The organism is Virgibacillus salinus, assembly GCF_900102415.1.
GTDB classification, from domain to species: Bacteria; Bacillota; Bacilli; order Bacillales; family Amphibacillaceae; genus Lentibacillus; species Lentibacillus subterraneus.
Genome location: NZ_FNKD01000001.1, coordinates 697,404 through 721,910 on the forward strand (window position 1 = coordinate 697,404; position 24,507 = coordinate 721,910).

At 39.2% G+C, this 24,507-nt stretch carries 20 protein-coding genes; 15 read left to right on the forward strand and 5 right to left on the reverse strand.

Annotation, left to right across the window (positions count from 1 at the left end):
• Positions 1-84: 84 nt before the first annotated feature.
• The 3 genes from BLS02_RS03390 to BLS02_RS03400 form a co-directional block, all read right to left on the reverse strand.
• Positions 85-2,859 (reverse strand): FIMAH domain-containing protein, encoded by a 2,775-nt coding sequence (locus BLS02_RS03390; protein ID WP_092491551.1) that lies wholly within the window; start codon positions 2,857-2,859, stop codon positions 85-87.
• 19 nt (positions 2,860-2,878) lie between these two features.
• Positions 2,879-4,855, reverse strand: a complete 1,977-nt coding sequence (locus BLS02_RS03395; protein WP_092491552.1) for a ligand-binding sensor domain-containing protein — start codon at positions 4,853-4,855, stop codon at positions 2,879-2,881.
• A 281-nt stretch (positions 4,856-5,136) separates the two neighbouring features.
• Positions 5,137-5,757: a YesL family protein gene (locus tag BLS02_RS03400; RefSeq protein ID WP_092491553.1), complete on the reverse strand. Its 621-nt coding sequence runs from the start codon at positions 5,755-5,757 to the stop codon at positions 5,137-5,139.
• 381 nt (positions 5,758-6,138) lie between these two features.
• On the opposite strand from BLS02_RS03400, the gene BLS02_RS03405 reads away from it, so the two are divergent.
• From BLS02_RS03405 to BLS02_RS03435, 7 genes are all read left to right on the forward strand, one after another.
• Positions 6,139-7,392 (forward strand): sugar ABC transporter substrate-binding protein, encoded by a 1,254-nt coding sequence (locus BLS02_RS03405; RefSeq protein ID WP_092491554.1) that lies wholly within the window; start codon positions 6,139-6,141, stop codon positions 7,390-7,392.
• Between the two features lie 169 nt (positions 7,393-7,561).
• Positions 7,562-8,482, forward strand: coding sequence for a carbohydrate ABC transporter permease (locus tag BLS02_RS03410; RefSeq protein WP_439144710.1), 921 nt, complete (start codon positions 7,562-7,564; stop codon positions 8,480-8,482).
• A gap of 33 nt (positions 8,483-8,515) precedes the next feature.
• Positions 8,516-9,319, forward strand: coding sequence for a carbohydrate ABC transporter permease (locus tag BLS02_RS03415; protein ID WP_092491555.1), 804 nt, complete (start codon positions 8,516-8,518; stop codon positions 9,317-9,319).
• A 33-nt stretch (positions 9,320-9,352) separates the two neighbouring features.
• Positions 9,353-10,258 (forward strand): Gfo/Idh/MocA family protein, encoded by a 906-nt coding sequence (locus tag BLS02_RS03420; RefSeq protein WP_092491556.1) that lies wholly within the window; start codon positions 9,353-9,355, stop codon positions 10,256-10,258.
• A 14-nt stretch (positions 10,259-10,272) separates the two neighbouring features.
• The gene (locus tag BLS02_RS03425) at positions 10,273-11,295 is read left to right on the forward strand and encodes a Gfo/Idh/MocA family protein (RefSeq protein WP_092491557.1); all 1,023 of its coding nucleotides are present in this window, start codon (positions 10,273-10,275) and stop codon (positions 11,293-11,295) included.
• 12 nt (positions 11,296-11,307) lie between these two features.
• The gene (locus BLS02_RS03430; RefSeq protein ID WP_092491558.1) at positions 11,308-12,336 is read left to right on the forward strand and encodes an alpha/beta hydrolase family protein; all 1,029 of its coding nucleotides are present in this window, start codon (positions 11,308-11,310) and stop codon (positions 12,334-12,336) included.
• Positions 12,337-12,351: 15 nt separating this feature from the next.
• Positions 12,352-13,470: a mandelate racemase/muconate lactonizing enzyme family protein gene (locus BLS02_RS03435; RefSeq protein WP_092491559.1), complete on the forward strand. Its 1,119-nt coding sequence runs from the start codon at positions 12,352-12,354 to the stop codon at positions 13,468-13,470.
• Positions 13,471-13,498: 28 nt separating this feature from the next.
• Here BLS02_RS03435 and BLS02_RS18715 read toward each other — a convergent pair whose 3' ends face one another.
• The gene (locus BLS02_RS18715) at positions 13,499-13,711 is read right to left on the reverse strand and encodes a hypothetical protein (RefSeq protein ID WP_139180759.1); all 213 of its coding nucleotides are present in this window, start codon (positions 13,709-13,711) and stop codon (positions 13,499-13,501) included.
• A 29-nt stretch (positions 13,712-13,740) separates the two neighbouring features.
• The gene (locus BLS02_RS03440; RefSeq protein WP_092491560.1) at positions 13,741-15,099 is read right to left on the reverse strand and encodes a GGDEF domain-containing protein; all 1,359 of its coding nucleotides are present in this window, start codon (positions 15,097-15,099) and stop codon (positions 13,741-13,743) included.
• A 239-nt stretch (positions 15,100-15,338) separates the two neighbouring features.
• On the opposite strand from BLS02_RS03440, the gene BLS02_RS03445 reads away from it, so the two are divergent.
• The 8 genes from BLS02_RS03445 to BLS02_RS03480 all read left to right on the forward strand — a co-directional run bounded on the left by BLS02_RS03445 (position 15,339) and on the right by BLS02_RS03480 (position 24,506).
• Complete coding sequence (locus tag BLS02_RS03445) at positions 15,339-16,355, forward strand: NAD-dependent epimerase/dehydratase family protein (protein WP_092491561.1); 1,017 nt, start codon at positions 15,339-15,341, stop codon at positions 16,353-16,355.
• The gene (locus tag BLS02_RS03450) at positions 16,356-17,408 is read left to right on the forward strand and encodes a dihydrodipicolinate synthase family protein (protein WP_092491562.1); all 1,053 of its coding nucleotides are present in this window, start codon (positions 16,356-16,358) and stop codon (positions 17,406-17,408) included.
• 35 nt (positions 17,409-17,443) lie between these two features.
• On the forward strand, positions 17,444-18,448 hold the full coding sequence (locus BLS02_RS03455; RefSeq protein WP_092491563.1) for a zinc-dependent alcohol dehydrogenase: 1,005 nt from the start codon (positions 17,444-17,446) through the stop codon (positions 18,446-18,448).
• A gap of 13 nt (positions 18,449-18,461) precedes the next feature.
• The gene (locus BLS02_RS03460) at positions 18,462-19,517 is read left to right on the forward strand and encodes a Gfo/Idh/MocA family protein (protein WP_092491564.1); all 1,056 of its coding nucleotides are present in this window, start codon (positions 18,462-18,464) and stop codon (positions 19,515-19,517) included.
• Between the two features lie 31 nt (positions 19,518-19,548).
• The gene (locus BLS02_RS03465; RefSeq protein ID WP_092491565.1) at positions 19,549-20,601 is read left to right on the forward strand and encodes a Gfo/Idh/MocA family protein; all 1,053 of its coding nucleotides are present in this window, start codon (positions 19,549-19,551) and stop codon (positions 20,599-20,601) included.
• Positions 20,602-22,164 carry an FAD-dependent oxidoreductase gene (locus tag BLS02_RS03470; RefSeq protein ID WP_254788711.1) on the forward strand — a complete coding sequence of 521 codons (1,563 nt, stop codon included), beginning with the start codon at positions 20,602-20,604 and terminating at the stop codon, positions 22,162-22,164. It abuts the gene before it with no gap.
• A gap of 14 nt (positions 22,165-22,178) precedes the next feature.
• Positions 22,179-23,204 carry an acetylxylan esterase gene (locus tag BLS02_RS03475; protein ID WP_092491566.1) on the forward strand — a complete coding sequence of 342 codons (1,026 nt, stop codon included), beginning with the start codon at positions 22,179-22,181 and terminating at the stop codon, positions 23,202-23,204.
• 459 nt (positions 23,205-23,663) lie between these two features.
• Positions 23,664-24,506, forward strand: coding sequence for a sugar phosphate isomerase/epimerase family protein (locus tag BLS02_RS03480; protein ID WP_092491567.1), 843 nt, complete (start codon positions 23,664-23,666; stop codon positions 24,504-24,506).
• Position 24,507 lies beyond the last annotated feature (1 nt).

Sequence of the window (24,507 nt, forward strand, 5' to 3'; positions counted from 1 at the left end):
TAAATCCTTTCTTACTGCATAAGTGTAACTAAGGCACTCGCCATTAAGGCTTGGCGAATGCCAAGTTTTCTAATTAGTACTTATCTATTCATGGTTTGTCCATAGATTGATATCATCAAAATAAACGGTTCCTATTTGATAGCTTGTTGTATATGCATAGATCCGTACATATGCAGCATTATCTGGGGCTACACCCTGAGTGTTTATTTTTTCCCATTGGCCGAGCATGGTCTCAAAATGGTTAGCATAATTAGCGACTTGGTTACCATCTTTATCGTAAAAGCGTAACAGAAAGCTTGCTGAACCTTCTTCAGTAAAAGCTTGAGTTGAAGCCATATACTCAACACCAGGTTCAACATCTATTTTATCACTGTATAGTGCAACAGATGCAGATCTTACAGTATCATCAATCTTTAAACTATTGTTTCCACTAAAACTGCGTTCATCCGTAATTTCGTAGTAATATTCTCCACCTACTTGAAATGCAGATGTCCACCCAGGTATAGCCTCATCTGTCAAAGGTTCCTCAAAGCCAGGATTTATTAGTTGTATGGAATTCACTGGCGGTTCCTCATTTTCAGATGACAAGGTTTCTATAAGATTTTCGACTTTAGAATTCAATATATCCTTTGCATCATCTGAAATAAATTCTTTCATAGAATCGTTGTTCAGAAGTTTAAGCAGATCATTCAGATGCTTAACAGCCTGGCTTATATCATCCTTATTTAGATGGTGTTTTGCTTGTTCCAACTTATTAGTCAATTGAGAATAGACTGGTTCCGCAATGTCTTCTGAGGTGTGATAACCGTCTAGAATTTCCTGTATAAGCCCTGCACTTGTTACCTCAACCTTATATAGAAGTGTCCGGTTAGATGGAAGCGAGTAGTATATGTTTCCATCGTCTCCTATTGTAAAAGATTTTGCATCGGTGATCTTATGACTGAGAAGTGTTTCAGGATCTATTGCAGTTAGATTATTATCAAATTTTGCATACAATATATTGTTTGACCATTCAAGATCAATTGTTTGCCAGTCAGCGTAATAAAGAGCTCCATCAGGATAAATCTTTTTGCTTTTTACTACATTTAACGTGTCGGGATCCAATGCAAAAATAATGTTATTTGCAGCACCCCATAACAAACCATTTTTACCAAAGGATAAGTCGCCAATTGTCTGTGGGTTGTCTAAACCTTCGATTGATAGTGATATTTCTTCTGTTTTCTGTTCATTTTCTACATCCCACTTGAAAATTTTGGCCTGTTCAGCAACTGGGTCTATTCCTAGACCGCCGTTAATGGTGGTTGTGCCATAAACAATACCATCTTTATAGGCTAAGCTAGCAATGCTTTGATTTTCTACTATATTACGGTAGACTGTTTGTTCTCCTGTCTGGTCATATAGCGTCAAAGCACCACCTAGCTTACCATAATCGGGAATACTTCCGATAAACGTTTTTCCATCTCCGCTGGTTATATCACTGATTCTATCTTGTTCTTTCCCAATTTGAAACAGCTGCTTAGGATTGTTTTCTGTTGGTTCTTTTTTTGTGTCATATTCAAAAATTCTTGCCCCAGGATAAACGCCAAATAGCATTTTATCTCCAACGGCATGCATGCTATCTCCCTGTCCTAGATTAAAAGAGACAGTCGAGTTCTCAACCGGATTAAAGATAGCTCCTTCTGTGGCTTGTGTACCAGTAATATATATGTTTCCATCGGGACCATTCTTTACTTTACTCATAATCGCTGGTGCCCCTTTTACTAAAGAAGGGCGCTCTATAACCTGGTTTGTCTCGATATTAAAAATTGTTACACTGCCACTCCAGTTAATGGTAACGAGACTTTTACCAGGTAGATCCGGATCGCTTAGTTCAACCCAATCCGCTCCTCGCAAGCCACTGCCATATCTCATACCTGTGTCATTTATCTCCAGTGTGTTTAAATCGATCGACATGAATTTATCATCTGGTGTCATGTAATACACTAATCCATTGTATGATTCTTGTTCTACATGTAATCCTCTTACGTTTGGAACAACAACATCAAGCCACTCTTGCGTTTCTGTATCGTAAATGTAGCCATTGTTGGTGTCATTATACCTGATAAACAAGTAGCGATTATCCACTCTATCCATGTCGTATACGGTGCCCGTCTCATCTAAAGATGATGCAATGTTTGATTTCTCTCCTGTTGCAATATTGTATTTGATTATTTTATCTTTAGCAGTTCCGGCATAAATGTTTCCCTCAATATAAGCGATTGATCGAATATATTGCCTTGAAGACTCATCAATCATTTTTCCATAATCTGTAACTTCTTCACTTTCCGGATTAAATTTATACACTTTTCCGCCCGGATAGGTTCCAACATATACATTTCCTTCAGGGTCCGATGTTATCGAATAAGGAAATGTTTGCCCTGGGAAGGTAGCGACAACCTTAGCATCCTTCGTTTCAGGAGAATATTTCCAAAGCTTTGCGCCCCCGCCAATAGTAGCTATATACAAGTCACCATCGACTGTTACTTCATGTGCCCATGTACTCTCGGCACCTTCAAGGGTAATCGTCCGCAGCAATTCGTAATTATCTAGGTCTACCACATTAAGCTTGGCAGGTATTCCTTTTGCGGTAGTGTACATGACGTTATTGCCATCTTCTTTTCCAACTGCTCCATCGAAGATACTAACTGTTCCAGTGAGAGGTGCTAATACCTTTTCGGGTTCCCCATAAGTGGTGTTAGCAAGTTCAGTTGACTCCTGATTCGAGTTAGCCTGTGCTAGTGATGGGACTCCTGCTAAAACAAGTACTAACAATCCTGCTAATAAATAGAACCATTTGTTTAAAATTGGCTTTCCTTTCATTTAATATCTCTCCTCATTATTATCGTTGATATTGATAAAGTTTATGGTCTCTTGCGAAGTAGAAGTTTCCATCAGCATCTTGCGCGAATAAAGTTGCATCTTCAGCTAGCGTTTCTTTTTCCCATGTTTCCGGATTTACTTTGAAAAGTTCATTATGTGTCTGACCATAAAGATTACCATCGTCATCAAATGTTAACGCGCCTCCACGCCATAAGTGGCCAACTGCATCCCAATTCAATGAATATAGTTCTTCGTGTCGAACGATCTGGTTGGACTGTGTGTCATATTTAAACAGAACACCTGATGTTAATCCCCATAGGTTTCCTTCATCATCAAGGGTTAGTGCTGAAATTGCTTTTTCACCAGGTACTGGAACGGTCTCTAATACTTTCTGTTCATTCTCCATATCCCAGATGAATAACTTTGCTTCGTCTTCAGTTGGTTGGATTCCTAGTCCTCCCCAGACCGAAGTTCCTCCATATACTAATCCGTCTTTATAAGCAAGTGATATTACACTTTGGTTTTCCACGACGTTTCGATGGAAGGAGTATTCATTTGTAGTGGGATCAAAGATAGTTAATGCTCCGCCTAGTTTTCCGTAATCAGGCACAGTACCGACCGCCAGTTTATCGCCAGCAGAAACTAGTGCAAAAGGTCGATCTTGTTCTTTATCCTTCAAGCTGAAGTGCTCTACTGGATTTTTACCTAGCTCATATGGGTTATCAGGATTGTATGAAAAAAGCTCTGCTCCTGTATAAATGCCCATATACAATCTGTTATTATGCGTTACCATACCTTCAATTTGCCCCAAACCTTTATACTCTGTAAGTTGATCTGCTTGATAATCGAACTCAGCAAGCCCGCCGGAAAAATAACCACCAACAAATATATTTCCGTTAGGACCTTGAGTGAGGGATTGAATATCGACTGGTTCCCCCTTGATTTGTCCAGGTGTGATTTCAGTGTTACCGGTTATCGGGTTATATTTTCGGATTTCCCCGTTCCACGATATGCTTGCTAAGGTTTTGCCTGGAAATTCCTTCGTGCCGAGATTAATCCAGCCAAATCCTCGTGCTGAAAAGAGGTCATCAAATCCTGTCGCTTTTAACTCAAGCGTATTTAAATTATAAGAATAGAGCTGTTCATTTCTGATTAAATAAATGTTGTTCTTTGGCCCCGCCTGGGAGACATCTATTCCATTCGCATCTTCAATCTCGTCAATAACTTCCATTGTTTTCAAGTCGTATACAAGAATAGTGCTAGCGCCAGTGACTCTGGCAAATAGTTTATTGCGGACAACGTTAATATCGTATACATTTGTTGCCCCTGAAAACTTGTCAGGCAGTGGTATTTGCTTGGTTTCTCCTGTCTCTGTATCTAACTCGACAAGATTTGCCCCATTGGTTCCAACCCCGGCATATGCCTTGTCTTTATAAATATCTATACTTCTAACGTATTGCTGCCCTTCAACCATTTGGCCATAATCACGGAACTCGTCCGTTTCGGGATTATATTGAAATACTTTACCGCTAGGATATGTCCCGCCATAAATGTTACCGTCTTCATCGGAGCTAATGCGCCAGATAAATGATTCACCTGCAAGGGGCTTTCCGAGGTTTTCAATATGATCGCTGCCTGGTACATAACGGTATAGTGTACCATTTGAGTAGGTCCCCATATAAACATTTCCGTCAGGGTCTACTGTAAGTGCCCAGCTGTTACTAGCGCCCTCTAATGAAAAACTATTAACCAGTTCACCGGATTCAGCATTCACAACATTAAAAACTGCTGGCGACCCTCCGGAGACTGCATAAATCCAATCTTCTTCACCATCTGGACTTTTACCATAGGCAGCCCCAGGAATTGAAACAGCATTTAAAGCAGTTCCAATTTCGCGTACGTTACTTTCTGCGGCTTCTGTACTTTTGTTTTCAACAACACCTAAATAAATAGTGAATAGTAAAGGTAATGCCAATAGAAATGTTACTTTACGCATCTTAATTACTCATCCCTTCCATTGAGAATTGTTAAAAGTTATACTCTAAGCTGGATTCACCTCCAATTATTAGGTTTCCCTATTACTAATTATTGCCTTCACACAGAAAGCGTTTTCAATTTTCTCTATAATTAATATTTTTAGACAAGTACCGACCTATAACAAGTCTTTTAAGAGTCCTTATGTTAAATGGGACAAATGTACTATGTGGATTTTTCCGGCACTAAAAAAGGCCTAACCCTAGAGGTTAAACCTTTCCTTTAATATTACTCTATACCTGTTTAAGTTAATCCTTTCCTGTGCTCAATTTTTCTGAAGGCTCTAAAACTAGTCCAAGTCATCGCAATTGCCAAAAGACTGCCACTAAATAACGGAATTATTCCTGGTAAAAGCGTGATTACAAAATATAGTAATACAATCGAAACAGCACTTAGTATTGTTTCAATTGGGGAAGTTATTGCAACTAAAAAAGATTGTTTAATATATTGAAAGAATTTCAAGTCAAAATGGACGAATACAGGAAAGAAAAATAACAAGGTCACGGCATATGAAATAAGAATAAAAATTAATACTGGAAGCAGATAGGATAATTTACCATCGTTTAGCTGCAGAAAAGTAAAGTCGTAATAAAGGATATAACCAACAATAATAAATAATAAACCATGACCATTTGACTTTATAAAATCAGTGCGAAAAACTGTCCAAAATGCCGGGAAGATCTTAAAGTTATTTTCTTTGCGCATCCATTTACGGACAACAGTAAACATTGCCACGGTAGCTGGAAACAATCCGAAAATCACTAGTCCTCCTATTGTAAATAAAATCCAAAGTAAATTTATGTAAGCTAATTTGATCATCCAAAAAGCAGCCGTATTAAATTTTTCCCAACCACCGAATGTCATGCTGTTCCCCCTTAAGTTAAGCAAGAAGCGTAACTTTTTTATTTTTACACAAAATTTCTAATATTTTTATTCATTATATTGGTGTCCAAAAATCATGTCAACACGGATGAATAAATACGATTTTCTCCTGGCAGGAAATTTTGTTTTATTAAAGACACTTTAGTGACTTGTCTCTAGATGAAAAACAACATAGACTAATAATAAGTTATCGAATATTAAAATAATTAAAAACACTGTGCACGAAATACCGATTTTGATGGTCTCGGGTTAACACCTATATTTGACATCGCTTTCATAGAAACGTGCATTTGAGGATTGGAGGGGATAATACAATTTTTTTCGTAAGCTGTCTCGAAAATGAAAAGAGAGGGGTTTTAGTTGATGAGAAAACTTAGGATTTTTTTGTTACTTATTGTAGTAGGGATGCTGATTGTAGGCTGTAGTCCTGATGAGGAAGAAACATCTGCACCTGCTGAAGATGGTGAATTATCTGGTGAAATAACTGTATGGGCTCATCCGTTCACAGGCGAGGGTGATGCAGAGGCTAAAATGTGGGAAGAAGTTATTGCTTCTTATGAAGAAGAAAACGGGGTAACAGTAAACTTTGAGCAAATTCCTTGGGGTAATCGTGATCAGAAGATATTAACAGCTCTCGCTGCTGGTAATGGTCCTGATGTGTTTTATGCAATTCCAGACCAAATGCCACAATACGCTTCTGAGGGGTTATTATTAGAACTTGATCCGTATCTAAAGGATTTTGATATGAGTGATTTTGTAGAATCTTCATTGGTATCAACTCAATGGAAAGATAAAACATATGGTCTCCCTATACTTCAGGAAGCTTATACATTTTTCTATAATAACAAAATAGTAGAAGCAATCGGTGAAGATCCAGAAAATTTACCAACAACTTGGGCTGAGTTTGAAGAATGGTCTAAAAAGGCAAAAGAAGAAGGTTACTATTCTCTGAGCTATCCTGGCGGGGGTTCAATGAATGGTACCTTGTATCCATGGCTATGGCAAAATGGTGGTAAAGTACTGACGCAAGACGATGAAATTCTAATTAATAATGAGCAGGGTGTCGAAACGTTTGAGTTTATCAATAAGATGTATGAAGAAGGTTGGATTCCTGAAGATTCCATAACCGCACAGGAACATAATGCATTGTGGGATGGTGGGGAAATCATGACAATACTAGGATCAGGAATAACCTTAAGTAATTTGTTAGCAAAAGATCAGATTGATTTCACAATTGCTCCACCTCTGAAGAAAGAGGAACAAGTAACGTATGGTACAACAGGAATGTTTGTGGTTACTAAAAATAGCGATAATCCATCGGCGGCAGCTGAATTTGTTAAAACTGTAACGAATTCGGAAAACCAAAGGAAATTCAATACAGTTACCCAATACATCCCAACTAGAAAATCAGCTAAAGATATATTTGATGACCAAGAATATCTAAGTCAGCTTTCCGAATATACACAATATGCACTACCAGGAGTTATTCATCCAAAAGGGCGTTCCATTATGCCAGCAATTCAAGCAGAAGTACAAACGATGATGGAAGGGAAGAAAACTCCACAGGAAGCAGCAGATGCAGCGGCAGAGGGTATTCAAGCTGAGCTTGATAAGTAAATAGTTTAATAGAACAGAGGGTTTGGTTTAATCAAACTCTCTGTTCCTAACTTACATATGAAATTAGGTGATTACTCTGAATAATGCAGAAAAGGTTAATGGAGAAATGGAATCTCCTAATAAAAGAAAACTCCCATTAAAGGAACGAATCAAAAGGAAAAAAGATAGAATACAACATTCTAAAAAGACAAATTTGCCTCTAAAGCAACGAATCAAACGTCAATGGGACAGAAATGCAATTGTTTATATCTTTTTGACTCCTGCCTTGATTCACTTTTTAATATTCCAAGTATATCCTTTCGCCTACAGTTTTGTACTCACTTTTATGGATTGGAAAATAATTGGAGATCCAGTATTTGTGGGGTTGAAAAACTGGAAGACATTTTTAGGGGATGATTTAGCTTGGCGGGCAATTTGGAATACTGTCCTATTTTCCATCTATTATATTGTACCTACTATGACGCTCGGATTAATTTTGGCGTTAATCATTAACTCAGGTGTTAAAGCAGCAGGTGTGTTTAAAGGTATCTTTTTCTTACCTGTAGTAACCTCCTTTGTAATAATAGCTGGAATTTGGGGTTGGCTTTTCAGAGGAACAGGATCTGGTATGGTTAACTATTTGTTGAGTTTTTTTGGGGTTGAACCACAATTGTTTTTGGCAGACTCAAGTCAAGCACTTATGGTACTTGCAGGTTTAAGTGTTTTTAAAGTTGCCGGAAGTACGATGATATATTATTTTGCTGGTCTTCAATCGATACCAAAACAATTATATGAAGCTGCACGGATTGATGGAGCATCACGCTTTAAAATTTTTTGGAGAATAACGTTTCCACTTTTAAAGCCGATTCATTTTTACGTAGCGATTATAACGACTATCGGTTCCTTTCAAATATTTGATTCAACATTCTTGCTTACAGGTGGAGGGCCAAATTACTCGACCACGACTATAGTATATTACTTATATGAACAAGGGTTTACTGGACTTAACTTGAGTTACGCGGCAGTTCTATCGTATATACTATTCTTTATCATTTTGGTTATTTCGCTTATTCAAAGAAAATACCTTGGCAAAGAAACTACACATTTTTAATATGTTGATGATTTGGAAAGGAGCATAAGAAAAGTGAGAAAAATATTCATTTATTTTGCATTGATTATATTGGGTATATCGTTTCTTTTGCCTTTTATCATAATGGCACTAGGATCATTAAAAGAGATGCAATACGCTTTGTTAGACCCATTATTTTGGATACCTGAGGATCCGTCATTAGTGAACTACAAGCAAATTTTCAATGATGGAATATTTCTTAGATGGATTTTTAATTCAATCGTGATTACAATTTTTCCGGTGGGTAGCCAAATGCTTTTCTGTGCAATCTTAGGATATATTTTTGCAAAAAAGAAGTTCCCTGGCAGAGACGTAATCTTCTGGGTGTTTATGGCGGTTATCATGATACCGCAGCAGCTTTTAATAATACCGAAATACATTATGTTCTCTGATTTCGGATGGATAAATACGTATTGGTCTTTGATTATCCCTGAATTATGGGGAATAATGGGTGTGTTTTTAATTAAGCAATTTTTACAAAATATACCGAATGATTTAGAAGAGGCAGCACGTATTGATGGTGCAACTGATATTCAAGTTTTCTTTAGAGTTATTTTACCATTGTCGGTACCTGTAGTTGCAACCGTTGGAACCTTTTCATTTATATCAAATTGGAATGACTTATTCCAACCGCTAATTTATATGACGAAGGAAGAGATGTTCCCCATTACAGTAGGTTTAGCATCTTTACTAGGGAAAGAGGGCAACTTTGGAATTCAGATGGCCGGATCGACACTTTCCTTTATTCCGACTTTCATTATATTTTTATTCTTCCAGCGTTATTTCACAGAAGGAATTCAGATGTCAGGGCTAAAATAAAAGGTATTATCGCTAACTGAAAGGCGGAAAAATATGTCAGACAACTTGAAGGTCGGCATCATTGGGTTAGATACATCGCATGCTGTAGCCTTTACAAAATTACTTAATGACCCTTTGGAAAAATATCATGTACCTGGTGGAAAAGTTGTGATAGCTTTTCCTGGAGGTTCCCCTGATTTTGACCTTAGTATCTCTCGTGTAGAGGGTTTTACAAAGGAACTTCAGCGTAATTATGATGTTAACATTACTGACTCAATTGAACGTGTAGCAGAAGAAAGTGATGCTATTTTATTAGAATCAGTAGATGGAAGAGTTCATTTAGAACAGTTGCGAAGAATTATCTCCTATAAGAAACCAATTTTTATCGATAAACCGTTCAGTCTGAAGTCAGAAAAGGCTGCTGAAATGGTTAAACTTGCTTCAGTTTACCAGACTCCAGTTATGAGTACGTCTGCTCTTCGTTATGCAGATCGATTGGTAGAAGTATTATCAATGTCTGATAAAGGAGAAATAATAGGTGCTGATTGCTTTGGCCCAATGGAACTGCAGGAGAAGCAACCGGGCTTTTTTTGGTATGGAATCCATTCGATTGAAATGCTGTTTGCGATTTTAGGTGAAGGCTTCCAGTCAGTAACCACCACAACAAACAATGAACATGATGTTATTGTTGGACAGCGGCAGGATGGGCTTTTTGGAACTGTTCGGGGTAACCGTAAAGGTAACAAGCAATTTGGAGCAGCAATTCACTTTGAACAGGGTACCGAATATGTCGATATAAACACCAGTGCGAAGCCTTATTATGCCAGCTTATTAGATCAGATAATGGATTTCTTTCAAGATGGAATCCCTAGAGTTTCGTTAGCAGAAACAAAAGAGGTAATTCGATTTATTGAAGCGGCGAACGAAAGTAGAACTACTGGAAAACAGGTTTTAATTTAGGAGCAGGTGAAAATATGACCTCAATAAAATTTGGCATCATAGGTGCTGGTGTATTAGCGCCTTTGCATGCCAAAGCAATTGTATCAAATCCCCAGGCTGAACTTGTGGCGATATCGGATATTGATGAACAAAAGGCCGCTGTTTTAGCTGAGGAATTTGGCGTAGCAAAAACGTTTACCAATTACCACGAGATGCTTCAAGAACAGATTGATGTTGTCTGTCTATGTGTGCCAAGCGGTATGCACGCGAAGTTTGCACTTGCGTGTGCCGCAAAGGGAAAGCATATGTTATGCGAAAAGCCATTAGATATTAAGTTCGAGCAGATGGACCAGATGATTCATGCGTGCAACCAAGCAGGCGTTAAACTAGGTGCTGTTTTCCAAAGGAGGACATTGCCGCATTTTATTGCTGCCAAGGATACTAAAGAAAATGGGCTATTAGGAAACATGATGATGATCCACGCTTATTTAAAATATTTTCGTGATGATGACTATTATGCTAGTGCTGGCTGGCGCGGTAAATGGGAACTTGATGGCGGCGGAGCACTGATGAATCAGGGTGTACATGGCATTGATCTTTTACAGTGGATTGGCGGAGAGGTTGAAAGTGTATTTGCTTACAATGATACATTAGCTCGCAAAAATATTGAAGTCGAGGATACTGCAGTTGCTGTGGTGAAGTTTAAACATGGTGGATTTGGGACAATTCAAGGTGCCACTTCCGTATTTCCGGAACAGCAGACATCCATTGAAGTCAATGGTGACAAAGGAACAGTAAAAGTTTCCGATACTACCGTGGACATTTGGGAATTCATGAACACTGATAGAGAGCTTGAGGAGCCACAATTGCCCGAGGATGATCATGACGGACACTCCATTATTGTTGGTGACATGATTGAAGCTATTTTAGAGAACCGTGAGCCAATGATATCTGGGATTGAAGCAAGGAAATCAGTTGAAATTATTTTGGCAATATATGAATCAGCTCGCTCAGGTCGTGAAGTAGTGCTTTCGGATTTCCACCCTTTTAAAACGTAAGGAGGTATTTGATTGACTTACAAGCTGCATATGTTAAATGAGCAAGGTATACCATCACTTATTGAGGGTATTGATTCTACAGAAGATTGGCTGAAAAGAAGATCAGATATCTTTAAGCGGTGGCAGGATATGATAGGCAAACTTCCTGAGAGGGTTCCGTTAGATTTTACAATACATGCAGAGACAAAAGAAGATGGCTTTATCAGACAACATGTCACATACAACACAGCTGACGCTGATACTGTTACGGCATACTTACTGATTCCAAAGGGAGCAGAAGAAAAAAAGCTGCCGGCACTAATTGCACTGCATGGTACAGACGAAATGGGTAAGGATTCGGTAAGCACAAATAATGCCAAGCATTTTAAAAATTATGCAGTTGAACTGGTCAAAAGAGGCTATGTCGTATTAGCTCCAGACGCTTTAACTGCGGGAGAACGGATTAAAACAGGTGAAAAACCGTTTCATAATGCTTATTTTTATCGTGATTTCCCGCAGTATTCATCGATTACTGCCAAGAATCTTACTGATCATCGGCATGGAATAGATTTACTCGAATCCCATCGGTTTGTTGACAGGAATCGTATCGGAGCTATTGGTCATTCATTCGGTGGCTATAATGCTTATTACTTGGCTGGTATAGACGACAGGGTTAAGGCTATTGTAACTAGCTGCGGATTTTCTATGTTCACTGGGGATTACCGGCCGCAACGCTGGGCTGATCGCGATTGGTATACACATTTTCCAAAATTAACACCAATGATAGCAGAAGGGGATATCCCTTTTGAGTTTCACGAGATTTTGGCTCTTGTTGCACCGAAGCCAATGTTTAATTGGAGCGGACAAAGTGATTCAATTTTTCCGCATTGGAAGTCGATTGCAAGCGGATTGCATAATGTCTATCAGCTATATGAAAAGCTGGGCTATCATGACCGCTTCACATCGTTGCTTGGTTCTGAAGGACATGATTTCCCACCGCACATACGAGAATCTGCATATCAGTTTTTAGATAAATGGTTGGATCATAATGTCAACTTTTGAAGGAGTAATCAATTTATGCGAATAACAGCTATCGATGTTTTTCCTTTAAATTTACCGATGCTGCAAAACTTCTCCATTTCTGGTGGGCAGGTTGGGAGCAAGAATGCTGGTGCGCCACATGTTTATGTACGTATAACGACTGATGACGGCACGGAAGGCTGGGGAGAAGCACGGCCAAGTCATCGCTGGAGTTATGAAACATTGGAAACAGTGGTAAGTACGATTCAAAACTATTTTGCTGAGTCATTAATGGGTATGGAATTAGTTAATCTGGAGGAAATTCACAGTGTAATGGATCAGCAGATATCATCAGGAATAACACGCGGTCAGCCGATAGCGAAGGCGGCAATTGACATGGCTGTTATGGATGCTGTCGGAAAAAGTTCAAAACAACCACTTGCGCATGTATGGCTGTCACCACAGCAAAGGAAAATTGCCCTTTCCTATTTAATTAGTGTCACAAACGTGGAAGATGCTGCAAAAAAGGCAAGAATTGCGAAGGACCAGGGATATACAGGTGTTGACGTAAAAATAGGATTAAACCCTGAAAAAGATATTGAAATAATAAGAGCTGTAAAGGAAATAATGCCTGAAGTTTACTTTCGTGTTGATGCTAATCAAGCTTACCGGTTAAAAGAGGCGATGCGTCTAAGCAGAGAAATGGAGGAAGTTGGAGTCAATGTATTTGAGCAGCCATTAGCAGCTGGTGATTTACTAGGACATGCAAAGCTTCGGGAATTTACAACCATTCCTATCGCTTTAGATGAGAGTATATGGACGCCTGAAGATGTTGTTCGAGCTATCCGATTAGAGGCATGTGACGCTATTGTCATTAAAGTGACGAAAATGAGTGGCATCTCACGAGCGAAACGATGTGGTGAAATTGCTCAAGCAGCTGGAATGGAATTAATCGGTGGAGGGTTAACGGAATCATCGTTAGGTCTTTATGCTAGTGCACAGCTGTTTCATGCGTTAGGTATCACATCACCAGTCGATCTGAACGGCCCACTATTTTTGGCTGATGATCCCTCTAAGGTAAAAGCTGAGATTGAACATGGCGAAGTTACACTGCCTGGTGGGTTTGGAATAGGATGGGGAGTTGATACTGCTAAGCTTGAGAGGCTATCAGTATAGCAGTGTACTAGAGTTGCGAGAAAGTGCCTTAGCCGAGCGAGAGCATGCTGAACTCGAGCGAATGTGCGTTGAACTCGAGCGAGCGTGCGCCAAACTCGAGCGAGGAGCACTCAAACTCGAGCGAACAGCGCCCAAACTCGAGCGAGCAGCGCCCAAACTCAAGCGACAGCGCGCCAAAGTCGAGCGACAGCGCATCAAATTCGAGCGACGACGCCCCAAACTCGAGCGAGCAGCGCGCCAAACTCGAGCGACAACACACATTAAAAGGACTTATTTCAGCTGTTCATCCATTATAAAAGTAAGACGATAGATTCGGCGGGGTCTGCCTTTATAGGTTACTTTTTCCTCGCCAATAATCTCGACTAGTTCAGCATCCATCCATTTTAACAAGATCCGGTGTGCACTTCTAATCGTTATTTTAAGAGTTGTAGCCAGTTCTTGTGCAGTATAATCGATGATTCCGTAGCGGGCAACACGTGCCATTAGCTTTGTCATATAGGATGCAGACATACCAGCCTTTTCAGCTCGCTCTAGCAGTTGTGCATCCGTAATAGCTAAATCGTATCTTTCGTATTGTGTGTTGGTAGTAATATCGACCGGGCCTAAGACACTTTTATCTTCGCGGACAATATAACAAACATCGCCGCCCAGTTCTTTTGACTGACGTAATGCTAACCGTGCGTGAGTGCCTGCCTCGGCAGCAGAACTTCCAAAGCCGACACCAATACTTAGCGTGATTCCAATAGCATTATTTGTATCTTGAAGTAAGGGTATGAACTTATATCCTCTGGTTTCACGTTCAAAAATGCCGCGTGTAGTGATGAATGAATATTCTTCTCCGCCGAGATTTATTAAATGTCCATCAAGCTGTTTTATGTAATCGAGGAGAATTTGCTGGATGTTTAATTTTAGTAATTGTATATCATGTTCTGATTTATATTTTTCAGTGACTCTTTTAAAGTCATCAACGTTTATTAACCCAAAAACAATTTGTGATTCTTTGTTCCGGCGGGTGTTTGTTGCAAGTAAAGCACGTTCTAAGGAAACAATCATGTCCTGTTGTGTAGGTGTTACCCACTCGTTTGGAATATTCATTTCTGACAATCTAATAGAAACCTCCTGTATTCCTGTGAGTACAATTGATCCATCAGACTTATAGTTTTCAATGTGGAAATTCATAATGTCTTCAATCAATTTTGGTTTGGAGTGGTTAGGAAATACTTTAAACTCATAGTTTTCTTCACCTAATTCGACGAGTATTTTTTCGACATATTTTTCTTCAATCGTATCGACTGACAAACGTTTTAAACCATAGTTGCTTTTAATAAGAAATAGTGACCTGTACAGTCCGGTACCCATTAATGGAACATGATGAACAGGGATTGAGAAATCTAACGATTGCTTGGCGAGATTGTATAAATGGAACTCTGTAAACACTAGAACATCAACATCATGCATTAACTCTATTGCTAAATCTGTAATTGCAGTGTCAGCTTCAACTACACCAAAGACTGGTTTAAAGTTTGGAAAAGATTTTAACGTTTCTTTTGTTTGGTCTAGGAGGGACTTTGATCCGATAATGCCAATATTAATTTCTGAACTATCATCAACTCGTTTATTAATTTGCATAAAATCATCTCCCTTAGAAAGACAAATGTATAGACATGTCTTTTAGTCATCATTATATTTATAATACTTTTTATAATTAGAATTGTCAAAATTCAATACCTTGATGAATTTCCAGAGTCTATCTAATAAAGACGCATTCAAGACTTGTCTTTTAATGGAATTGTTCATAGAATAATAAGTATATTATCTGAAATTTCAATCGAAAAGAGAAAAAACATAAAATAAGTAGGAGTGGTTAAATGAAAACGATCTCAGAGTTAGAAAAGTTTATGACAGAGCCATCTGAAGAATTAATTGAAGACCTTTCAAAATTGGAAGGTGATATTATGATATTAGGTATTGGCGGGAAAATGGGACCTTCAATGGCAAAATTAACGAAAAGAGCTATAGATGATGGTGGCCTGAATAAAAAGGTAATTGGTGTATCAAGGTTTTCTTCCGGAACGTTAAAAAAAGAATTGGAGGACTTTGGTATTGAAACAATCTCAGCTGATTTGCTAAATGAGTCCGACCTCCAATCACTTCCAACCGCTAAAAATGTCATTTATATGGCTGGGAATAAGTTTGGAACTGTTGGAAATGAGCATTTCACCTGGGCTATGAATGCGTATTTACCAGGTAGGCTTGCTGAAAAATTTGCTGATTCACGAATGGTCGCGTTCTCAACTGGGAATGTATACCCCCTTGTAAATGTATTAAGCAGCAATTGCTCTGAGGACACACCTGTTAGTCCAGTTGGAGAGTATGCACAATCCTGTTTAGGAAGGGAACGTGTACTCACCCATTTCTCACATAAAAATAAAACACCGATGCTGCTATTCAGATTAAATTATGCAATTGATCTCCGATATGGTGTGTTACTGGAAATTGCCAAACAAGTATATAATGATCAGTCCATTGATCTTGAAATGGGAAATGTCAATGTCATTTGGCAAGGTGATGCAAATGAATATGCTGTTCGCTCCTTATTATATACGGAAGCCCCACCCAAGATATTAAATGCCACTGGCCCAGAAACAGTATCCGTTCGCTGGCTTGCTGAGGAATTTGCTAAACGATTTGATAAAGATGTCAACTTTTATAACGAGGAAAACCCTACTGCCCTATTAAATAACGCTTCTCAAGCACATAAATTATTTGGATATCCAAAAGTAACGATACAACAAATGATTGACATGACGGCAGAATGGCTGAAGAATGATGGCTCTACATACGACAAACCAACTCATTTCCAAGAGAGGCAAGGGGCATTTTAAATGTTAAAAAGTCCAGTAAAAAATTATTTGCATGAAGGCGCGTTTATTCCAGCACATCCATTAGCCTTAACAGAAGAAAGAGAACTTGACGAGCGAAGTCAGCGAGCACTTACCCGATATTATATTGATGCGGGAGTAGGGGGTCTGGCAGTTGGGGTCCATACAACCCAGTTTGAGATCCGTGATCCTGCGTTTAATTTGTTTGAAAAGGTGTTAACACTTGCGATTGAAGAGATGAAAAAGGCCCAGGCACCAGATTCATTTATTAAGATTGCTGGAATTTGTGGCCCTGCAGATCAAGCAGTTAAAGAAGCAGAATTTGCTAAAAAAATAGGATATGACCTTGGATTACTAAGTATGGGAGGTTTGCAGTCTCATACAGAGGAAGAATTACTTGATAGAACAAAAAAGGTAGCTGAAATCATCCCTGTTTTCGGGTTTTACCTGCAGCCAGCTGTTGGTGGAAGAGTATTTTCGTATGATTTCTGGAGAAAATTTGCGGATATTCCTAATGTGCATGCGATTAAGATTGCTCCGTTTAACCGCTATCTTTCGCTTGATGTGGTAAGGGCAGTATGCAACTCCCAAAGAAATGAGGACATTGCTTTATATACCGGGAATGATGACAATATCGTTAATGACCTATTGACTACTTACAATGTAGATGTCGATGGGGAAAAGGTAGAAAAGAAGATTGTCGGAGGTTTACTGGGACATTGGTCAGTATGGACAAAGAAAGCAGTAGAAGTATTTGATGACATAAAAAAGGTACAGCATAACGATCATATCCCAAGTAAGTTGTTAACATCAGCACAGGAGATCACAGATGCAAATGCTGCCTTCTTTGATGCTAAAAATCAATTTAAAGGGAGTATTGCCGGGATTAATGAAGTGTTAGCCAGACAAGGCCTGCTTCAAGGAAGATGGTGCCTACTGGAAAAAGAAGAATTGGGACCTAATCAAATGGAAGAAATAAATCGTGTATATGCAGCATACCCGCATTTACATGATGATGAATTCGTGAAAAAGAATCTTTCAAAGTGGTTCAGCTAGTAATGTAAGAGTTTTATGGAAGGAGTAAAGGAAAAATGCAAAAAATTATTGCCAACAACAAACAGGTTGAAATAGTTGTGGATGATTCACCTGCAGTAAAACCTTCCCACTTATTAATAAAGACAATGTACTCGATTATTTCACCAGGTACTGAATTAACAATTATCGAAAATAGTACCGATAAAAAAATTACGTTAGGCTACAGCGCGATGGGAGTAGTCGAGGAGTGCGGAGGTGATATTACAGATGTGAAGCCCGGGGATTTGGTTGCTGTTTATGGCGCTCCGTATGTGCAGCATTCCGAGTACTTATTAGTTCCGAAAACTCTCTATGCTAAAGTTCCTTCAAATGTTAAACCAAAGGAGGCGGCACTTGCTGGTATTGGTGCGATTGCTATTCATGCACTGCGGGTTGCAAATCTTCAATTTGGTGAAACAGTATCTGTAGTAGGATTAGGATTACTCGGTCAAATGATTGCTAAAATTGCAGACGCTGCAGCCTACAATGTTATTGCTTATGACTTTCATGAAGAACGAGCATCAATGCTGCAAGAAGAAACGAATATAAAGTCATTTTCTACGATAAACGCTATGGAACGTGAGATACAAAATAGCACCAGCGGGAATGGTGCAGATGCTGTACTTCTATGTGCGGGTGGTAAGAAATCGCCTTTAACAGCACAAAGTCTCGAATGGATAAGAAATAAAGGGAAAGTTGTTATTGTCGGTGACATTGAACCAGATTTTCCGAGAAACCGGATGTTCAGCAAAGAAGCGCAAATTCTTATTTCAAGAGCAGGTGGCCCAGGCAGGTACGATAAGACTTACGAAGCAGGGGCCAATGACTATCCATATGGATTTGTTCGCTGGACAGAAGGCAGAAATATAGAAGAATATATCAGACTAGTAAGCGAAAAACGAATTAATGTAAGCTCTTTCATTAAAGAGGAAATTAACTTCAGCGATGTATCTGCTGCCTTTGATGAACTAGTAAATAAAAAATCAACCACGTTAACAAAGGTGATAAATTTCTCAAAATAAGGTGCTGATTAAAATGGAAAATGTCAACGTAGGGATAATTGGGCTTGGTGCTATTGCGGAAACGAGCCATATCCTTCATTTAAACGACTCTGAAAATGTAACGATAGCTGCTGTTGCGGATTTGGATATCAATAAGGCGCAGGAAATAGCTGAAAAATATCAAATCCCACATTCTTTTCAGGAAGCTGAAGAGATGTTTAAACAGGTTGCAATCGATGCAGTTATTATCTGCACACCAAACCAAACTCATATTCCGATTGCTACACTGGCGGCCCAAAAGGGAATACATGTATTTATGGAAAAACCAATTGGTACTGATTTACAGGATGTAAACGACTATTTGGAATTAGCTAAAGCAAAAGATGTATTGACGATGGTTGGAATGACCCATCGTTTTCGTCGTGATACGGGTATCTTAAAAGAATATGCAGAACAGCAAGCATTTGGAGATGTTTACTATGCAAAAGCAAAACTGTTCAGACGTCGCGGGACACCAAAGGGCTGGTTTACCAATAAAGCTTTAGCTGGCGGTGGTGCGATGATGGATATCGGCGTCCATGCACTTGATTTGGCATGGTGGCTTATGGGAAATCCACAGGTTCAATCGATTACAGGAAAAACGCTTAACGGATTGGGGAATTATCAAACAAAGTACACCTCAAGCTGGGAATCGAAAAACAAAAAATTAAATGCAGAACATGTATTTGATGTAGAGGATTTCAGTTCTGCCTGGATCCGCTTTAAAAACGGCTCAGTTTTATCACTTGAGATCGCTTGGGCCGTGAATGGGGAGCAGGACGGTAATATTGATATTGAATTATTTGGCAATAAAGGTGGTGCAACCTTATCACCACTTACTATTTTTAAGGAAGAGAACGGGTTGCTCAGCAAGACAAGTCCATTATACGAGAGCAGCATACCATTTAAAGCTGAAATCGAGCATTTTATTGAATGTGTGCAAACAAACACAACTCCATTAATTGATGGCAATGATGGGTATGAAATTTTGAAAATGATTCACGGAATTTATGATTCATCAGATCAGAATAAAGAAGTCAGTTTCGATTAATTTTTTTAATAAAAGAAAGGGGCTTGTCTAAATGTTGAAAGTTGGAGTTATTGGGGTAGGGTCGATATCTGAATTTCATATTAAGCCGTATCTTGAAAGCGAGGAAGCGGATTTAGTTGCGCTATGTGACAGCAATCAAAACCGTCTGAATGAAAAAGGTGAATTGTATGGAGTGACCCAGTTGTACAGTGACTATCAGCAGTTATTGCAAAATGACGAAATTGACGCTGTCAGTATTTGTACATGGAATAACACCCATGCAAAAATTGCTATCGCAGCATTGGAAGCTGGCAAGCATGTATTGGTGGAAAAGCCATTAAGCATGACAACCGAGGAAGCATTAGCAATCGAAGCGGCAGCCAAAAAGTCAGGAAAGGTATTGCAGGTTGGTTTTGTTAGACGGCATGGCGATAATGCAAAACTATTAAAAACGTTTATTGATAATGATGAGTTAGGTGAAATTTATTATGCCAAAGCCTCATGCTTAAGAAGACTTGGCAATCCTGGAGGCTGGTTTAGCGACATTTCAAAATCTGGTGGCGGTCCTTTAATCGACTTAGGTGTTCATATGATTGATATTTGCTGGTACATGATGGGGAAACCGCGCCCAGTATCAGTAAGCGGCAATACGTATTCAAAATTAGGAAATCGCAGTCACATTGAGAATCTATCATTCTACCAGGCTGCTGATTACGATCCGACGTTGAATGATGTAGAAGATTTAACAAATGCATTAATCCGTTTTGAAAATGGTGCATCCCTTTTAGTAGATGTTAGCTTTACCTTGCAAGCAAAAAAAGATGAAGTAAATGTTAAGCTATATGGCGATAAGGGCGGAGCGGAAATTGAACCCGAGCTATCTTTAGTTACGGAGAAGCATAATACCATTTTAAATGTTACCCCACAGCTGGATACACTTAAATTTGATGTTCATAAAGCATTCGTGAATGAGATCAACCATTTTGTTACGTGCTGTAAAGATGGAGAAGAAACAATCGCGCCTGTTGCAGATGGTGTCCAGGTGATGAAAATGCTCAATGCTGTTTATGAGTCAGCAGAAAACGGCAAAGAGGTTTATCTGTAGATGGAAAATCTGAATAAGGAGCTAGTAATCGTAGGCGGGGGATTGGGTGGCTGTGCAGCAGCACTCTCCGCCTGCGAAAGTGGACTAAACGTTCTGTTAACAGAAGAAACAGAATGGATAGGCGGCCAGGTGACATCACAAGGGGTTCCTCCCGATGAACATAAGTGGATAGAGGAGTTTGGTTCAACAAAGAGATATCGTGATTACCGTAATAAAGTAAGAGAAACCTATTCGCGTAATATGACGGTAAAGTCAGGTGAAGCCATCTTAAATCCTGGAAACGGGTTAGTGAGCAACATTTGCCATGATCCGCGTGTGACACTGCATGTGTTAAATGAAATGTTAATGACTTATGTACTGACGAATCAGCTAACAATCGACTTAAACACAAAGGTCACTTCTGTAAAAAAAGCCGGAAAAACGGTTCGATCCATGACGTTTGAACATGTGCAAACAGGTGCTGAGAAACAGGTTACCGCGCAATATTTTATCGATGCAACAGAAGCGGGTGATGTACTGCCGTTAGCTGAAATGGAATATGTAACAGGAGCAGAAGCAAAGAAGGACACTGGGGAACCACACGCATTGGATGTTGCTGACCCTGATGATATTCAAGCGTTCACATATGTTTTGGGTATGGAGTATCGAGAAGGAGAAGACCATACCATCCCAAAGCCTGCGATGTATGAATTTTGGAAGGAGTTCCATCCAGCTATTTGGCCGGATAAACTATTAAGTTTTTTCGCACCGCATCCTATTACAAGAGAAAAGCGTGAATATACATTATTTCGGGAGGAAACAGGATTTCCATTGTGGGAGTATCGCCGAATATTTGATAAGAACCAATACGAAAATCCTTATAATCCAGGCGATGTCTCATTAATGAATTGGCCGCAAAATGATTACTTTTTAGGGAATATATATGATGTTTCAGAGTCAAAAAAAGCAAAGCATCTATATCAGGCAAAACAACTGAGTCTTTCCCTATTATACTGGCTGCAAACCGAGGCACCAAGATCTGATGGGGCTCAGGGATATCCAGGATTAAAGCTTCGAAAAGACATCTTTGGCACAGAAGATGGGTTGGCAAAAGCTGCCTATATCAGAGAATCAAGAAGGATAAAGGCAGAATATACCGTCGCCGAGCAGGATGTGTCGCCAAATTTTAACAACGGTCAGGCTGGTAAACGATACAAAGATAGTGTCGGGATCGGATCATATAGTATTGACTTACATCCTAGTATGGCAGGAAAAACCTATCTTGATATTAAAGCGCTTCCTTTTCATATACCGTTGGGCGCACTTATTCCAAAAGATGCAGATAACGTTTTGGCCGGGTGCAAAAACATCGGAACAACTCATGTTACGAATGGCTGTTACCGTCTTCACCCGGTGGAATGGAATATTGGTGAGGCATGCGGTGCGTTGGCTGGATTTTGTCTTAACAATAATACAGATCCGAAGTCAGTACGAGAGAATGATAACTTACTAGCAGCATTTCAGAATGAGTTAAGGGAAAGCGGGTTTGAGCTTGAATGGCCTGATGAATTTTATAAAGAGTAATGAGGTGAGCTGTTATGGGAAGGCAAGTTGGGGACTTTCCACTCGAAAAGCTTCGTGATTACCGTCCGGCATTAGGGAATAAACCACATGATTTTGACGCATTTTGGTCTGAGCAAAAGAATAAATTGAAAAATAAGCATTCACAGGTTGAAACAGGTTTAAGAAAATATCCTGTTCCATCTATAGAGGTCTTAGATATTGTTTTTAAAAGCTGGGATGATACGCCGCTGAATGGCATGCTAATCAAACCAAAATCAGCGTTGGAATGTCCGGTAATCGTATGCTTTCCTGGGTATACAGGTAGTTGCGGGCTGCCCGTTGATTACCTGAAATGGGTGTCACTTGGATTTGCAGTCTATACATTTGATGTTCGTGGGCAAGGATTATCACCTGATTATGGAAAGTATCAGAATGGAAGCAGAATTCCGGGCTGGATGTTACTTGGAATTTACGACCCTGAAAACTATTACTTTACCAACGTATACCGTGATATTTTAATGCAAATAAAATGGATCAGGTCTGAGGAGTCTCCCTTTACGCCAACGAAACTGGGGGTTATGGGCTCTTCGCAGGGTGGCGGGCTGGCACTTAGTGCTGCAGGATTAGATGGAGAAATGGATTTTGTGTTAGCTGATTGGCCATTTCTTACCCATTTTGAACGGGCATTGGATGTTGCTCTGTCCGGTCCGTATATGGAAATTGTAAACTATTTTAAGTGGAATGACCCACAGTACAATACTTACGATCAGGTTGCTGAGACATTGGGCTATATTGATAGTGTTCATTTCTGTGAATCTATTAACTGCTCAACATTAATGGCGGCAGGATTAGAGGATGCAATTACACCACCATCAACAGCATTTGCAGCCTTTAACCATATTCAGTCAGTCAACAAAAAAATCGAGATATATCCACAATTCACCCATGAGCTTAACCCATTTCATGATGAAAAAAAGCTCGAATTCTTGAGCAGACAATTAGAAAATAAGCCCCATGATGAAATACCAGGAATAACTAAACAACACCTATTTGATTTGTAAGGTACAATTTCCAGGACATAACTGAACTAGTCAACGTATTATGGTTTTTTAGAACACCCAAGAAATGGAATGTACTATATTATAAGAATCTATAAACTGCTTCATAACTTTATCGTGGTTTTCTTCCATACTATATAAGAAGAGTGCTAATCCAACGCTGCGGTAAAATACTCGACCGATGAGTGATCGTTTCTCGCTGTTCGAACAGAATTCGGGTTCTCATGACTCTCATGAGTGACTATTTTTCGATGTTTGAACAGAATTCGGGTTCTCATGACTCTCATGAGTGACTATTTTTCGATGTTTGAACAGAATTCGGATTCTCATAACCCCGATGAGCGACCGTTTCTCGCAGTCTGAACTGAGAAGCTTAAAAAGTCACAAAACTTACGAAAAGAGTCTTTACGAAAAAAGAACTTAAAGCTCAATTTAAAGTACCTAAATACAAGGAGGATAATTATGAATATTAGTGTCAGCATGTACAGTTTAATTTCAACCGTTAAAAAGGAAAATTGGTCTACTGTAGATTTCATTGATTATGCCAATCATATTTCATTGGACGGCGTCGAGCTCCTTGATATTTTTTGGCAAAATAAAGACGATATTAGCAACGAACTCGAGCAAGTGACAAAAGCACTGAAGAAACATAACTTAAAGGTTTCCGCCTATGACGTCACGAATAATTTTGTAAAAGAATCAAGTGAAGAACGGGCAAAGGAAGTAACTAAAGTAAAAGATGCTATTCAAGTAGCTAAGCAATTAAACACAAATATAATCCGTGTGTTTTGCGGAGACATACATGATGACTTAACTTATGAGGATGGTCAGGGCTGGATAGTTGATGGCTTGAGGCAATGTGCTGAAGCAGCTGAAAAAGAGCAGATTTATTTAGCAATTGAAAACCATGGTCTATTAGCTGGAAAGAGTGAACAGGTTGAAGAGATCATAAAAAAAGTCAATAGCCCGTATGTGAAATCCACATTTGATACAGGTAACTTTTTATTAGTACATGAGAAACCTCATCAAGCTTTTGATCGACTGAAAGATAAAATTGTCCATGTTCACTTTAAGGACTTCCGGGAAAAAGAAGCCAGTGAAGATATCAAAGGATTTCGTTCAGCACAAGGTACGGAATTGATTGGTACCATCCCTGGAGATGGGCAGGTGGATTTAGCTTACATTGTTCAAGGTCTAAAAGAAATGAATTATCAAAGATGGCTTTCAATCGAATACGAAGGTAAGGACGATGCTAAGGATGCCAATGAAGAAGCGGTCAATCGTCTAAGGAATTTACTTCAGTAGG

What these genes read in the sequence shown, in the direction of transcription:
- BLS02_RS03390 (WP_092491551.1), bottom strand. Translation starts at nt 2,859, where the DNA reads ATGAAAGGAAAGCCAATTTTAAACAAATGGTTCTATTTATTAGCAGGA.
- BLS02_RS03395 (WP_092491552.1), bottom strand. Translation starts at nt 4,855, where the DNA reads ATGCGTAAAGTAACATTTCTATTGGCATTACCTTTACTATTCACTATT.
- BLS02_RS03400 (WP_092491553.1), bottom strand. Translation starts at nt 5,757, where the DNA reads ATGACATTCGGTGGTTGGGAAAAATTTAATACGGCTGCTTTTTGGATG.
- BLS02_RS03405 (WP_092491554.1), top strand. Translation starts at nt 6,139, where the DNA reads ATGAGAAAACTTAGGATTTTTTTGTTACTTATTGTAGTAGGGATGCTG.
- BLS02_RS03420 (WP_092491556.1), top strand. Translation starts at nt 9,353, where the DNA reads ATGTCAGACAACTTGAAGGTCGGCATCATTGGGTTAGATACATCGCAT.
- BLS02_RS03425 (WP_092491557.1), top strand. Translation starts at nt 10,273, where the DNA reads ATGACCTCAATAAAATTTGGCATCATAGGTGCTGGTGTATTAGCGCCT.
- BLS02_RS03435 (WP_092491559.1), top strand. Translation starts at nt 12,352, where the DNA reads ATGCGAATAACAGCTATCGATGTTTTTCCTTTAAATTTACCGATGCTG.
- BLS02_RS03440 (WP_092491560.1), bottom strand. Translation starts at nt 15,099, where the DNA reads ATGCAAATTAATAAACGAGTTGATGATAGTTCAGAAATTAATATTGGC.
- BLS02_RS03445 (WP_092491561.1), top strand. Translation starts at nt 15,339, where the DNA reads ATGAAAACGATCTCAGAGTTAGAAAAGTTTATGACAGAGCCATCTGAA.
- BLS02_RS03450 (WP_092491562.1), top strand. Translation starts at nt 16,356, where the DNA reads ATGTTAAAAAGTCCAGTAAAAAATTATTTGCATGAAGGCGCGTTTATT.
- BLS02_RS03455 (WP_092491563.1), top strand. Translation starts at nt 17,444, where the DNA reads ATGCAAAAAATTATTGCCAACAACAAACAGGTTGAAATAGTTGTGGAT.
- BLS02_RS03460 (WP_092491564.1), top strand. Translation starts at nt 18,462, where the DNA reads ATGGAAAATGTCAACGTAGGGATAATTGGGCTTGGTGCTATTGCGGAA.
- BLS02_RS03465 (WP_092491565.1), top strand. Translation starts at nt 19,549, where the DNA reads ATGTTGAAAGTTGGAGTTATTGGGGTAGGGTCGATATCTGAATTTCAT.
- BLS02_RS03470 (WP_254788711.1), top strand. Translation starts at nt 20,602, where the DNA reads ATGGAAAATCTGAATAAGGAGCTAGTAATCGTAGGCGGGGGATTGGGT.
- BLS02_RS03475 (WP_092491566.1), top strand. Translation starts at nt 22,179, where the DNA reads ATGGGAAGGCAAGTTGGGGACTTTCCACTCGAAAAGCTTCGTGATTAC.
- BLS02_RS03480 (WP_092491567.1), top strand. Translation starts at nt 23,664, where the DNA reads ATGAATATTAGTGTCAGCATGTACAGTTTAATTTCAACCGTTAAAAAG.